This window comes from Salinimonas marina (assembly GCF_015644725.1).
Taxonomy (GTDB): domain Bacteria; phylum Pseudomonadota; class Gammaproteobacteria; order Enterobacterales; family Alteromonadaceae; genus Alteromonas.
Genome location: NZ_CP064795.1, coordinates 571,572 through 585,834, shown reverse-complemented (window position 1 = coordinate 585,834; position 14,263 = coordinate 571,572). Strand labels below are relative to the sequence as shown.

Sequence of the window (14,263 nt, the reverse complement as noted above, 5' to 3'; positions counted from 1 at the left end):
CGAGCAGAGTCTGTGCTGCTAAAGCGTATATAAAAATTCTTTTATGTCGGTCTTAGAGCATTTTCCTACCAGATAGTACCGGCTTTTGTATATGCTTCTAAATCAATGTCGCCGGCCATAACTATGTCTGTGTAAAATTTTAATACGAAACAGAGTGACCGCATTAATTCTGTATTGCATAAATATTTATAGCAACCTGGCCTCACAGACTCTGAAATATTATCTTGCCGGGTATAATTGCGCCGAATTTTTTATAGAAAGTACTTCTCGCTTACCTCTCATAGAAAAAACAAAGCTTTAAAATATAAACTTTTTATATGACCTTTAAGTCTTCTTTTCCCTTTAGCGGCTAAGGGACATCGGGCAGGCTTTGATACTGCTGAGTCAGGGGTTTATCCAGCGATAAAAGCCACACTAGACGCCCCAGAGAAGCCGAGTTTTTTGTGATTAAACCGGACGGGTGAAGAGCAGTGACATTAGGTAGATTATCAAAAATGATAACAAGATACTGCCCTTCTAGGAAAATATCGCCAAGGCGTTATTTAAATCACGCTACCTAAATAAGATAGCTTCCCAGCAGCATTTAAATACTGAAACACTCTCATTACATTTACCTTATATTTAAGCAATCAGATGGAATGTATTACGTTAATGAATTTACACATTTCATTAAATTAACTTAACCGTTTATTTACATAATAGCGCGTCTTTTCTTATCCTAAAGACGTATGATAAGTCTCTCAATATCGAAAAAAGGGATTGCCCATGCACAAACTCACTCCTATGGCGGTTGCATTAACCACCGCATTTATTGCTTCTGGTTCAATGGCATCAAGCCACCGCGAAGCCCCCAATATCACTCGTATGCCTACCGTAGACTCCACCGACTTTTATATGTTTAACAGTTATGAAAGTGGGCGCGAAGGCTATGTCACTCTAATCGCTAACTATATCCCTTTGCAGGATCCGTACGGTGGACCTAATTATTTTACTATGGACCCCGCTGCCGAATACTCCATTCATATCGACAATGATGGAGATGCGGTGGAAGATATTAGTTTTTCATTTAAATTTAATAACAACCTCGGCGCCGACGGAGAAGGCCTGGCGCTGCCAGTAGGCCCTGCTGACAATCAGAAAATGATTAAGGTGCCACTTAAAAATATCGGTCCGATTTCCGCCGACGATACCAGCGCTGCTAATTTTATAGAACTTTACGACATGACTATGGTTAGTGGGGATCTGCGAGATGGCGAGCGTACCAGCTTAACCCCAGATGCAGGCGATAGCTTTCAAAAGCCGCTTGACTACATTGGTAACAAAACCTTTACCAGCCCTGAAGAATATCAGCGTTATGCAGATCAGTTTGTGTACAGTTTTGCGATGGCAGGCTGTGACGCGAACGGCAAGGTTTTTGTGGGCCAGCGTAAAGACCCCTTTGTGGTTAATCTTGGCGACACCTTTGACCTTGTTAATTATGTCCCCGTAGAGGGTGATAGTGCGCCGGGTGCGAACGACGGTGGTGGTTTTCCTGGTGGCATCACCCAGGATCCTGCCAACAACGATTTGAAAGATAAAAACGTTACGTCGATTGCCATTGAGGTGCCAAAAGAATGTCTGACCGGCGATGGTAACGGTGTAATTGGTGGATGGACTACCGCCAGTTTACCGCAAGCACGTATCCTGAACCCAAATGCCACCTTTGAAAAACCCGAGGTCAATGGCGGTGCTATGACTCAGGTCTCACGTTTGGGTAATCCGTTGGTGAACGAACTGGTTATCGGGTTAAGCGATAAAGATACTTTCTCTGCGGCAGAGCCTGCCGAGGATGGCCAGTTTGCTGATTACGTAACCAACCCGGTGTTGCCTGAACTACTTAATATCCTGTTTAAGGATGCTGTTAATTCTACCCTTGGAACAGACTTTGAGACCATCGCGCCAACTAACTTCCCCCGTAATGATTTAGTCGCGGCGTTTTTGACAGGGGTTGAAGGAGTCAATCAGCAACAAACCGTAACGCCGTCTGAAATGATGCGTTTAAATACTGGCATTCCGGCTACACCAGCGTCTGAACAATCGGCGTTTGGGGTTGCCGGTGATGATCTTGCAGGCTTTCCTAACGGCCGCCGCCCCGGTGATGATGTGGTGGATATAGCGCTTCGCGTGGTAATGGGAAGGTTGTGCTACCCGGTACCGGTAAATGGTGAAGATACTGATCTGGGTCTTTGTGCCCCGGAAGATGCAAACACCGGTAATGTTCCTTATACCGATGGCGCCCCGGTAGATGCAGATATCGCGACCACATCATTTCCGTACCTGATGACCCCAATTGCCGGCTCTGCGGAATAAGGAGGCTTTATGAAAAAGGTTTTATTAGTAACCTCATTAAGTCTGTTATTAACGGGCTGCTTTGATGATGACGATGACAACGACATTTTTGAACAACCAAATAACGCACCTGAGGCGGTCGCTGAAAACTTTATTACGCAGGCTGATACACCGTTTAGTGATGAGCTTTCTGCGACCGATGAAGACGGCGATACCCTGATCTTTTCGCTTTTCCAGGAACCTGCAAACGGCAGCGTGACGGTAGCCGATGATGGCAGCTTTACTTACACCCCCGCTGAAGAGTTTACCGGTGAGGATAGCTTTGTATTTGCCGTTACCGATGAAGAAAGTGAGCCAGTAACTGCAACTATCGCCATCACGGTAGAAGCCCAGCAGGTAGCGGTGTCATCTTATGTACGAGCTGCTTTTGCTCAAGACGCCACCGACACTCCCTTACCCGTCAATGGGCGGGAGTTCACGCAGGATGTAGAAGACCCTGCCGCTTTTGATGATTTGTTAGAACAATAACCTACCCTCGCGGCCAATTGTTTTGGCCGCATTTTTCCCCTATCCGAACAAGGCATATTCAGCCTCAGCCATACTGTGGTTGGTTATCCCTTTCTGCTGACACAGATACGAAATACGGTGACCAGCACCCACAGATTCTTATTAACAGCAACGGTCACTGCACGGCGAATATTATTGAGCTACCGCAGGCTTACCGGTTGCAGGATCGATAGCATCAAGTGAAGGCCCCTCATAGGTATCAAGCATCATTGCCACTGCTGCCTGGCCGTAACGCTCAAACCAAAAATCACCCAGCCGTTTTAATTTGTCTATGTTGGTCTGACTGATATCATCCATCGCATCATCAGGAGGAAGTGGCAAGCCCGTTTGCTCACGCATTTGCGCATTGATCCTCAGATACTGGCCGGGAGGCATGATATTCAGGGCCTGATAGGCAACCAGTTGCTCATCGGATAGCACATCAATAATGTGCCCTTGCCGCATCCATTGGAGCGCGCCCCACTCCTCGGTAGCCGGCCCATTGATTTTACGGGTGCGCTTACCTGTGCCTACAGAGATCAGTCGCACCTGTTCAAGGGGTGTATGAGGCCACAGCCGGCGACTTTCGGCAATGGCACACATCGCCGGATTGTTCGCCACCACGCCCCCATCCACCAACCAGCGTGGTTGGCCGCTATCGGGGTCATGCACCACTACACTGGGAAAGTAGGTCGGCGCGGCCGAAGAGGCATCAGCAACCTGGTAGCTTAGCAATGAGTGATGTTGTTTGTTGGAAGTTTTGTATATTTTGGGACGATGATACTCCACCCCAAAAGTTACCGCCAGCACGTGGCAGTCATGGCGTCTGGCGTCCCCAAGTTGCGCCTCGCCCAGATTGCGCTTTAAAACCTGCTGTTTTCCCCACCCTTCATATTTTGGCGCGTTCACACCGTCCAGTTCAAACCATCCCCGGTTTGGTTTGAATATTTCCTGAGCATTGCTGGCATTGTACAAATCATTTATATCTTCCACCGACAAAGAAGTGGTCGCCAGGGCCAGCGCGATGACTGCACCGGTACTGGTGCCAGCGTACAAATCCACACAATTGCGCAGCGACATTTGATGGTTTCGCTGTAACTGCTCTTCGACTTTGCGTAAAAACTGGATACTGGCAGCGCCTCGAATACCACCGCCATCAAGACTTAAAATAAGTTTACTCATGAACACTCACGCCGTAGAGTTTTGTATTTAGCTTAGAGCGAACCATAAGCAAGTCAACCGTTCTGATAGCCAGTTTGCAGCCGCTACCTTACTGAATATAGGTATTTATACCAAAACACCGGTGCCAACGTTGTTTACCAGAGGCGTCAGCACTATCATGTGGCCCAGAAAAAATAGAGATAAGAGTTGTATCACGTTGAAGACACATCGAAGTGAGGTGCTCGGAACAACCCTCAGCAAGCAGCTGGTTGTCGCAACTGGGTTAATACTTTGGCTGCTAATGCTCAGTGGTACCGCTATGGCCCGTACGCTGATTCAGTGGCCTGCTTCCACTGTAGAAGCCCTTCGGCAGGTGCGGGATGATCCCCGCCAGGTGCTGAATACCAGTCTGGCGCGTCTTGCTGATGCCAAAGGTATCGAAAAAGCCAGCCTGCACTTTGTGGCCAGTCGCGCGTACGCCTCTCTGATTCTGCACCATAAGGCACTGGAGCAGGCCGAACAGGGCCTGCAACAACTCGATCATGATGCGCAACCCTGGCTGTATGCCTACCTGCAACTGGCTAAGGCAGAAGCGCAAAAAGGCCTGGGGCAGGCTCGTGAAGCAGAAAGCGCGGTATCGGATGCTTTGCGCTGGGCACGCCACAACAAAACCTATGATCTGCTGGCTTACGCCCTGAGTGTGGCGGGTTATACCAACCTCACCTTAAGTGAAACCGACAAAGCTCTCGACCGGTTTCAGGAAGGTTACCGTCTTACTGAAAACAAAAACCTGTTGCTCGCGCCGGCGGATTTTAGCGGTATGATTGCGCTGGTGTATGAATCCCGAAATGAGCCTGAGCTTGCTATTCCTTACTTTGAAAAAGCCAGAGCCTATTACGAACAGCACAACCGGCGGCTCGAGCTGGCGAATACCTTGTTTGGCCTGGGACGCAGCTATGTAAAACTCAACCAGCAGCAAAAAGGGTTAGAACTGTTGGTACAATCGGCCCGTCTTGCCATCGATATTCGCGATATTCAGGGCGCGGCATACAGTTACCAGGAAATTTCTCAGGCATTGATTGAACGTGGCCAGCTGGATGAAGCTCAGGCCTATTTGATAGATGCATTGCGCTTGTTCAAACAAGCACAAAACCCGTTTCAGCAAATAGGTGTGCTGTTAACCCAGGCCAAAATTAAGTTGATACAAGGCAAAGCAAAGGCCGCCATGACGCATCTGGAGGGAGCAGCGGAACTGGCTGAAGGCGATGCATTCTTGCCCCACCGCGTGCAAATCAACAAGCTCAAAGCCGAAATACTGGCTTTTGAAGAACGCTATGAAGAAGCCTACGGCTTGCTGCTGACCATGCTTGCTGATGATCGTCGCTTGCAAAATGAGCAAAATAGTCAGCGACTGGTAAAACTTCAGACCGCCTTTGAAACGGAGCAACAGCGGGCACAGAATGCACTACTACGTGAACAAAACCTGCGCCAGAAAGCAGAGCTTGCGAATGAGCGTCGCCAGCGTGGATATACAGCCATTGTGATAACCTTGCTGGCCGTGATTTGTTTACTGTTACTCTGGCAACATCGCATCAGCAAAAAGCATCAGAAAAAGTACGAAACCCTGGCAAACAAAGACAGCCTTACCGGGCTTCTTACCCGCCGTAAGACCCTTGAAGATACCGCCCAGCAACTAAGCCTGGCTCACCGACACCAGGATTATCTTACTCTGGCGGTGCTGGATCTGGACCATTTCAAGCAAATTAACGATACCTATGGTCATCAGGCCGGGGACGATATTTTAAAAGGCTTTGCGGCCCTGGCTTCCCGCTCGTTCCGGGGCACCGATATTTTGGGCCGTATTGGCGGTGAAGAGTTTCTTTTTGTATTTCCCCATACCCCGGTAGATGATGCTTATCGGCTGCTAGAACGCTTTGGCGAGCTGGTGAAGGGCGTGCCGGTACGGGTCGGCCGCGAAGAGATATCACTGTCGGTTTCGGTGGGGCTGGTTAGCGGTAAACAAAGTGAAGATACCGCGCAACTGATGAATTTGGCGGACGAAGCCCTATACGTAGCGAAAGAAGCGGGACGGGATTGCATCCGGGTATCTGGCCAGGCAGTTGATCGCACACCGTGATGCCCCCTATGCCCGCATCCGGACTGGGATTTATTCTCACCCGCCGTCTTGTCAGACATCAACATGAAGAAAAAGTCGAACTTTGGCTGGCCACCGATGCTGGGCCGGTGTGCATTTATTCCCCGCCTCAAAAAAATGTGTGCTTTGTATTACAACAATATAGTCAGCAGGCCCGTGAGCTGTTACAGCAGCACCGATTGCAGGTAACGGTTGAGCCTGCCCGCTTTACTACGCTGACTCAGCAGCCGGTGAGCATGTTGCGCTACAGCCCTGATTACCTCCTTACTCAAGCTGCTCGTCAGACCTTGCAGCAACATGGTATCGAGCTATATGAAGGCGATATTAAGCTCACTGATCGATTTATCATGGAACGGTTTGCATTTGGCAGCGTTCGTTACCGAGCCTGGCCCCAACCCAATGGCCAGCTAGAACAGGCTCAGATAAAAGGTTCGCCCTACCGGCCTTCACTGCACAGCCTTAGTCTTGATATAGAATGCAACGAGCACGAGCAGTTGTTTTCAGTGGGGTTGAGCAGCCCTGTTCTCAGGCATGTTCTAATGGTTTACGATACCCCGGTAGCTACCGACCCGCAGACTGATTTTTCGCTCGAAATTGTTGCGGATGAGGGCCGATTGCTGCATCGGCTTATTGAACTTATTAATGAACACGATCCAGACATTCTACTGGGCTGGAATGTAAAGCAATTCGATATGGCGGTGCTCTACCGTCGCGCAAAGTATCACCGAATCCCATTAGCATTAGGACGTAACGGCGGACTGCTGAACGTACGCCAGTGGGATAATGGTACTTTTGTTGAACTGCCGGGGCGGGCTATTATTGACGGCATTGAGGCGTTAAAAACCATGGCCTGGCATTTTGACAACTACAGCCTTGATGGCGTAGCCAGTGAACTGCTGGCTAAAAACAAGCTTGTTAAAGAGGCTGATCAGCTAGCCGCGATTAAACACTTATACAAGCATGACCCGTTACAACTGGCAAAATATAACTTTGAAGACTGTGAGTTGGTAAATCAGATTGAGTCTTATGCCCAGCTTATCGATTTTCTGATATTACGCAGTACGCTGACAGGGTTGGATATTTCACGACCCGGAGGCTCGGTCGCCGCCTTTTTGAATGTGTATTTGCCCCGCCTGCATCGAACAGGTTATGTCTGCGGGGTGCGACCCGCCGATGGGGGCCTCGCCAGTCCGGGGGGCTACGTTATGACTTCTCAGCCCGGTCTGTATGATTATGTACTGGTGCTGGATTTTAAAAGCCTTTATCCCTCCATCATCCGCACCTTCAAGATTGATCCATTGGGTTTGGTGCAAGGGTTACAGGACCCCGAAAATGCAATTCCTGGTTTTAAGAATGCATGCTTTTCCAGAGACCAGCATTTTCTGCCTGATATCATTGCAAATCTTTGGGCGCAGCGAGATGAAGCAAAACGTCAGCACGATAAACCCCGCTCGCAGGCTATCAAAATTTTGATGAATTCATTCTACGGGGTACTTGGTAGTGCCGGTTGTCCATTTTACGATCCACGCCTGGCCAGCTCTATTACGCTACGCGGGCATGAAATTATGCAAACCACAGCCAAATGGATTGAGGCAGAAGGACTGACAGTCATTTATGGCGACACTGACTCCACCTTCGTGCATTTGACCGGCATTAATAGTCGCGATGAGGCCATCAAAACCGGCAAGTTACTTGAGAAAACCATTAACCAAAAATGGCAGCAAAAACTTCGTGATGAATACAGACTGACATGCCATCTGGAAATTGAGTTTGAAACTTGTTTTGATAAATTTTTTATGCCAACGATCCGAGGCTCTGAACAAGGAAGTAAAAAGCGCTACGCCGGGTTAGTAGAGGCGAACAAGCCAGATTCATTAGTGTTTAAGGGGCTGGAAAATGTACGTTCCGACTGGACCCGCCTGGCTAAGGATTTTCAGCAAACCCTTTACCTGAAAGTGTTCAGTAATGCGCCAGTAACGCAATATATCACTGAAGTGGTGGAAGGGATCCGTCGCGGTCAATTTGATGCTCAGTTAATCTATCGAAAACGGCTGGGTAAACCCTTAGCGCAATACATCAGGAACATTCCACCCCATGTTCGCGCCGCAATGCGAGCCGAAGAGAAAAATAGCGCTGCTGGCAATACGCCGCAATTTCAACGCCGCACGAGTGTGGAGTATGTCATGACGCATGCCGGGCCCCAAACTCTTACTTATTGGGATAGTCCTTTGGATTATGAACATTATATCGAGAAGCAAATCCGGCCTATTGCAGAAAGTATTTTACCTTCTATCGGGCTGTGTTTTGATAGCCTGATAAAGCCTCAACTGGGGCTTTTCTAGCTGTTTTGGTGGGTAACGGTCGGCCTGCATTCATACCATTCAAGACGCGCTGAATTAATCTCTTCCCACGCGACTTTGTTAGTAAATTATTATGCTCTTTTCTAGAACTAGTCCGTATTAATTAGATGACCAGGCCTTATATCTTGCAGGAAAGCTTGCAGCGGGATAGCGACTGGTAAGCCGTAAACGGGTTCACCTACCGTGAGCACCGTTATCTGGCTAACACGATAAACAGATACTAATGCCTGTAGGCAAGATTACATATTACGGGAAGATTTATGAGCGAAGTACAAAAGATGCTGGTGTCGTTTCATGTTAGTTTGGTGCTGGTGTCAATTATGATTAGTACCCTGCTGTTTGTTTTTGAAATTATTCCGCTTTCTCTGATAATTGTTGCCACGCTTTTAAACCTCTTGCTGCTTGAACTTGGTTTTTTCTTAAAAAGCCGTTTTCTTACCTCGCCGGAAAAGCCACAACCTAACCCTAAGACCAGCCCCAAAATCTTGTGATCCTGGGCGCCCGGGTTCATACATAAAATAGGCACATGGTAATGTAGCCTTACCTCAATCCAGGCTTAATTTCATTACACTCCTCAAAGTAAGTTAGCAAAGTGTCAACGCTATTTAGGGTGAGGCTCCGGTTTGCAACGCAAATTTAAGGTGACTTAACGACACCTTAAAAGGCACGAACGCGAGCATAGGAAGTGCGAGCTGGCACTACGCCACATGGAAGTGTACGCCTGCATCAGCCCTAGCTAGAGTAAAGTATCAACACTATTTAGGATGGGGCGCATATACGAAAAAAGCCCACTCAAATGAGTGGGCTTTTTCGTGTAATGAGGAGCTCCGTAGCCGGCAAGGGACAGTGTGCTACTCTCACATGGGGGCGTAGGTTGACCGAATGTCCGCAGACATTCGCAGCAACCGAAGCGGCTCGCCATGGATGGGTGAGGCTCCGGTTTGCAACGCAAATTTAAGGTGACTTAACGGCACCTTAAAAGGAACGAACGCGAGCATAGGAAGTGCGAGCTGGCACTACGCCACATGGAAGTGTACGCCTGCATCAGCCCCAGCTAAAGTAAAGTATCAACACTATTTAGGATGGGGCGCATAGACGAAACAAGCCCACTCAAATGAGTGGGCTTGTTCGTGTAATGAGAAGCTCCGTAGCCGGCAAGGGACAGCGTGCTACCTCACATGGGGGCGTAGGTTGACCGAATGTCCGCAGACATTCGCAGCAACCGAAGCGGCTCGCCATGGAGGGCGAGACTGGTGGCAGCACCAGGGATGGGTTGTTACCCCTGCGCCAATGCAGTGCTTGCCGCTTCGTTCCCCACGATGGGTTAGGTTCCCTATATAAGAATAGCGCAGCTATGCTGCGCATATACGAAAAAAGCCCACTCAAATTAGTGGGCTTTTTCGTGTAATGAGGAGCTTGGCGGTGTGCTACTCTCACATGGGGAATCCCCACACTACCATCGCCGCTAACGTGTTTCACTTCTGAGTTCGGAATGGGATCAGGTGGTGCCACGTCGCTATGGCCGCCAAGCAAAAAAGGTTGTTACCGGCTGCGCCGATAACATAACAATTTGGGAAATCTGATATTCAATCAATCAATGAGTAACATGCTACTCTGACTTACACTTTCAATATTTAGCTTGTCTTCTTTACAACCCTGAGCTCTACCTCCTCTTTAGCGAGGATAAGATTTGTCAGCAAGCTCGCAGCTTGCGATAAAACAAATCTTCACGACCACTTGCAACGCAAGTGTCTGTAGGTAAAAAGCCGCTTCGGGTTGTATGGTTAAGCCTTTCGGGCAATTAGTACAGGTTAGCTTAACGCCTTACAACGCTTCCACACCCTGCCTATCAACGTTGTCGTCTTCAACAACCCTTCCAGACCTTAAAGGTCAGGGATGACTCATCTTGGGTTCGGCTTCCCGCTTAGATGCTTTCAGCGGTTATCCGTTCCGAACGTAGCTACCGGGCAATGCTATTGGCATAACAACCCGAACACCAGCGGTTCGTCCACTCCGGTCCTCTCGTACTAGGAGCAGCTCCCCTCAATCATCCAACGCCCACACCAGATAGGGACCGAACTGTCTCACGACGTTCTAAACCCAGCTCGCGTACCACTTTAAATGGCGAACAGCCATACCCTTGGGACCGACTTCAGCCCCAGGATGTGATGAGCCGACATCGAGGTGCCAAACACCGCCGTCGATATGAACTCTTGGGCGGTATCAGCCTGTTATCCCCGGAGTACCTTTTATCCGTTGAGCGATGGCCCTTCCATACAGAACCACCGGATCACTATGACCTACTTTCGTACCTGCTCGACGTGTCTGTCTCGCAGTTAAGCTAGCTTATGCCATTGCACTAACCTCACGATGTCCGACCGTGATTAGCTAACCTTCGTGCTCCTCCGTTACTATTTGGGAGGAGACCGCCCCAGTCAAACTACCCACCAGACACTGTCCACAATCCCGATAAGGGACCTATGTTAGAACATCAAACATACCAGGGTGGTATTTCAAGGTCGGCTCCACGCAAACTGGCGTCTGCGATTCAAAGCCTCCCACCTATCCTACACAAGTAGGTTCAATGTTCAGTGCCAAGCTGTAGTAAAGGTTCACGGGTCTTTCCGTCTAGGTGCGGGTACACAGCATCTTCACTGCGATTTCAATTTCACTGAGTCTCGGGTGGAGACAGCGTGGCCATGGTTACACCATTCGTGCAGGTCGGAACTTACCCGACAAGGAATTTCGCTACCTTAGGACCGTTATAGTTACGGCCGCCGTTTACCGGGGCTTCGATCAAGAGCTTCGCTTACGCTAACCCCATCAATTAACCTTCCGGCACCGGGCAGGTGTCACACCCTATACGTCCTCTTTCGAGTTTGCAGAGTGCTGTGTTTTTAATAAACAGTCCCAGCCACCTGGTCACTGCGGCCCTCATCAGCTCAAGAAGCAAGTTCTATCACCAACAAGGGCGTACCTTCTCCCGAAGTTACGGTACTATTTTGCCGAGTTCCTTCACCCGAGTTCTCTCAAGCGCCTTAGTATTCTCTACCTGACCACCTGTGTCGGTTTGGGGTACGGTTCACATAATCATACGTTTAGAAGCTTTTCCTGGAAGCATGGCATCAACAACTTCACTCCCTTGGGAGCTCGTCTCGTGTCTCGGCCTTGAAGAACCGGATTTACCTAATTCTTCAGCCTACTCACTTTCACCTGGGCTACCAACGCCAGGCTTGCTTAGCCTTCTCCGTCCCTCCATCACTGATTATACAAGTACGGGAATATTAACCCGTTTCCCATCGACTACGCGTTTCCGCCTCGCCTTAGGGGCCGACTTACCCTGCCCTGATTAGCATGGGACAGGAAACCTTGGTCTTCCGGCGTGGGGGTTTTTCACCCCCATTATCGTTACTCATGTCAGCATTCGCACTTGTGATATGTCCAGCAAACCTCTCGGTTCACCTTCATCCACTTACACAACGCTCCCCTACCCAGAGGACATCCTGAATGCTACTTCTTCGTTCTTTATCTTCACCACCTTGTGATGAACGCTTTACCAGCGGCTGGCTTTGCCAGGTCGCTGTTAGCTTAAATAGCATTGAGTGATGTCCTCTGCCGCAGCTTCGGTATATTGCTTAGCCCCGTTACATCTTCCGCGCAGGCCGACTCGACTAGTGAGCTATTACGCTTTCTTTAAAGGATGGCTGCTTCTAAGCCAACCTCCTAGCTGTCTGTGCCTTCCCACATCGTTTCCCACTTAGCAATATTTAGGGACCTTAGCTGGCGGTCTGGGTTGTTTCCCTCTCCACGACGGACGTTAGCACCCGCCGTGTGTCTCCCGGATAGTTCTCATCGGTATTCGGAGTTTGCAAAGGGTTGGTAAGTCGGGATGACCCCCTAGCCTTAACAGTGCTCTACCCCCAATGGAATTCGTCCGAGGCTCTACCTAAATAGATTTCGGGGAGAACCAGCTATCTCCCGGTTTGATTGGCCTTTCACCCCCAGCCACAAGTCATCCCCTGACTTTTCAACGTCAGTGGGTTCGGTCCTCCAGTTGATGTTACTCAACCTTCAACCTGCTCATGGCTAGATCACCGGGTTTCGGGTCTATACCTGGCAACTCAACGCGCAGTTAACACTCGCTTTCGCTACGGCTCCGCTATTCGCTTAACCTTGCTACCAAATATAAGTCGCTGACCCATTATACAAAAGGTACGCAGTCACCCCATCACTAAGCACCCTGCTTGATTGGTGGCGGTTTACCGTTGGCTGCTTCGCAGGTCAACGTTAATCGTCATATCAAGGGTTAGCACTTTGTGAGTCACATCACTAAAGGCACTTAGTGATGGGGCTCCCACTGCTTGTACGTATACGGTTTCAGGTTCTATTTCACTCCCCTCACAGGGGTTCTTTTCGCCTTTCCCTCACGGTACTGGTTCACTATCGGTCAGTTAGGAGTATTTAGCCTTGGAGGATGGTCCCCCATATTCAGTCAAGATAACACGTGTCCCGACCTACTCGATTTCACATTTAATTCGTTGTCGTGTACGGGGCTATCACCCGGTATCGCGCCACTTCCCAGAGGCTTCCACTAACTTATAAAATGCTTAAGGGCTAATCCCCGTTCGCTCGCCGCTACTAGGGGAATCTCGGTTGATTTCTTTTCCTAAGGGTACTTAGATGTTTCAGTTCCCCTCGTTCGCCTCTTATAGCTATGTATTCACTATAAGATACCTGTAAACAGGTGGGTTTCCCCATTCGGACATCTGTGGCTCAAATGCATTTTGTCAGCTCACCACAGCTTTTCGCAGACTTACACGTCCTTCATCGCCTCTAACTGCCAAGGCATCCACCGTATACGCTTTGTCACTTAACCATACAACCCCAAGCAGCCTTTTGACTTCTGCGTTAGGCGGTGAGTTAACACCTGCTGTATGATGACAAGCTAATCGATAAATTGCCTTGCTATCTCATTGACAATCGGACTTGCCGATTGGCACGCTTTTCAGCGCTTTTCGATAACAAGTAATTTAAGTCAAGTAGAGTAGCTTACTTGAAAGAACATCTTTCGATATTCAATCTCAGTTACTCAATTTTGATTGATTACTAATTAATATCAGCTTTCCAAATTGTTAAAGAACGTTGGGTATTTCCTGCTCAAAGCAGTACTTTTATCCTTAGGGTAAAAAACCCTAATCAATGCTTACTGAAACAGTAAATATTCATTAGGATTCCGGTCTTCCTGGCAACCAGTTTTTTTTCGCATTTCTTCTCTGATTGAGGCATCGGATTGCGTAGTGTGCAAGCAGCACATAAGCAATTCGATAACGAAAAGCAGGGAAGAAATGGTAGGCTTGGGCAGACTTGAACTGCCGACCTCACCCTTATCAGGGGTGCGCTCTAACCAGCTGAGCTACAAGCCTGTTCTAGCTTTTCGCTTTGCCTTGACTGAGCACCTTGGTTTCATCGCTTGTCAGTCACATACGTATGTATGCTCCTTCCTCGCTCTTCAAGTCGGTACGCATTCAAACCAAATCGCTTCGCTATAACCTTCTTTCAGCAATCTGACTCATTTTGCATCAAATAACGGGCGGAAGTGGTGGAGCTAAGCAGGATCGAACTGCTGACCTCCTGAATGCAAATCAGGCGCTCTCCCAGCTGAGCTATAGCCCCATAAAAACGGTCGTTCTTCTTTTCTATAACAAGACTATCT

General features: G+C 48.8%; 6 protein-coding genes, 2 tRNA genes and 2 rRNA genes. 5 read left to right on the top strand and 5 right to left on the bottom strand.

What is annotated here, in order from left to right; translation table 11 throughout:
- Window positions 1-765 precede the first annotated feature (765 nt).
- Window positions 766-2,349, top strand: a complete 1,584-nt coding sequence (locus IT774_RS02560; protein ID WP_195811197.1) for a DUF4331 domain-containing protein — start codon at window positions 766-768, stop codon at window positions 2,347-2,349.
- 9 nt (window positions 2,350-2,358) lie between these two features.
- Window positions 2,359-2,856, top strand: coding sequence for an Ig-like domain-containing protein (locus IT774_RS02555; RefSeq protein WP_195811196.1), 498 nt, complete (start codon window positions 2,359-2,361; stop codon window positions 2,854-2,856).
- A gap of 171 nt (window positions 2,857-3,027) precedes the next feature.
- On the opposite strand, the gene IT774_RS02550 is transcribed toward IT774_RS02555, so the two are convergent.
- On the bottom strand, window positions 3,028-4,056 hold the full coding sequence (locus tag IT774_RS02550) for a patatin-like phospholipase family protein (RefSeq protein WP_195811195.1): 1,029 nt from the start codon (window positions 4,054-4,056) through the stop codon (window positions 3,028-3,030).
- 298 nt (window positions 4,057-4,354) lie between these two features.
- On the opposite strand from IT774_RS02550, the gene IT774_RS02545 reads away from it, so the two are divergent.
- From IT774_RS02545 to IT774_RS02535, 3 genes are all read left to right on the top strand, one after another.
- Window positions 4,355-6,172 (top strand): GGDEF domain-containing protein, encoded by a 1,818-nt coding sequence (locus IT774_RS02545; protein ID WP_195811194.1) that lies wholly within the window; start codon window positions 4,355-4,357, stop codon window positions 6,170-6,172.
- A gap of 8 nt (window positions 6,173-6,180) precedes the next feature.
- Window positions 6,181-8,532, top strand: a complete 2,352-nt coding sequence (locus tag IT774_RS02540) for a DNA polymerase II (protein WP_195811193.1) — start codon at window positions 6,181-6,183, stop codon at window positions 8,530-8,532.
- A 278-nt stretch (window positions 8,533-8,810) separates the two neighbouring features.
- Entirely contained in the window at window positions 8,811-9,041 is a 231-nt protein-coding gene (locus tag IT774_RS02535) for a hypothetical protein (RefSeq protein WP_195811192.1), read from the top strand.
- 923 nt (window positions 9,042-9,964) lie between these two features.
- Here the strand turns inward: IT774_RS02535 and rrf are convergent.
- The 4 genes from rrf to IT774_RS02515 all read right to left on the bottom strand — a co-directional run bounded on the left by rrf (window position 9,965) and on the right by IT774_RS02515 (window position 14,223).
- A 5S ribosomal RNA gene (gene rrf / locus IT774_RS02530) occupies window positions 9,965-10,080 on the bottom strand.
- Window positions 10,081-10,330: 250 nt separating this feature from the next.
- A 23S ribosomal RNA gene (locus IT774_RS02525) occupies window positions 10,331-13,426 on the bottom strand.
- 470 nt (window positions 13,427-13,896) lie between these two features.
- Window positions 13,897-13,973 (bottom strand) — tRNA-Ile (locus IT774_RS02520).
- Between the two features lie 174 nt (window positions 13,974-14,147).
- Window positions 14,148-14,223: transfer RNA gene (locus tag IT774_RS02515), tRNA-Ala, on the bottom strand.
- Between the last annotated feature and the right edge of the window lie 40 nt (window positions 14,224-14,263).

What these genes read in the sequence shown, in the direction of transcription:
- IT774_RS02560 (WP_195811197.1), top strand. Translation starts at nt 766, where the DNA reads ATGCACAAACTCACTCCTATGGCGGTTGCATTAACCACCGCATTTATT.
- IT774_RS02555 (WP_195811196.1), top strand. Translation starts at nt 2,359, where the DNA reads ATGAAAAAGGTTTTATTAGTAACCTCATTAAGTCTGTTATTAACGGGC.
- IT774_RS02550 (WP_195811195.1), bottom strand. Translation starts at nt 4,056, where the DNA reads ATGAGTAAACTTATTTTAAGTCTTGATGGCGGTGGTATTCGAGGCGCT.
- IT774_RS02545 (WP_195811194.1), top strand. Translation starts at nt 4,355, where the DNA reads ATGGCCCGTACGCTGATTCAGTGGCCTGCTTCCACTGTAGAAGCCCTT.
- IT774_RS02540 (WP_195811193.1), top strand. Translation starts at nt 6,181, where the DNA reads ATGCCCGCATCCGGACTGGGATTTATTCTCACCCGCCGTCTTGTCAGA.
- IT774_RS02535 (WP_195811192.1), top strand. Translation starts at nt 8,811, where the DNA reads ATGAGCGAAGTACAAAAGATGCTGGTGTCGTTTCATGTTAGTTTGGTG.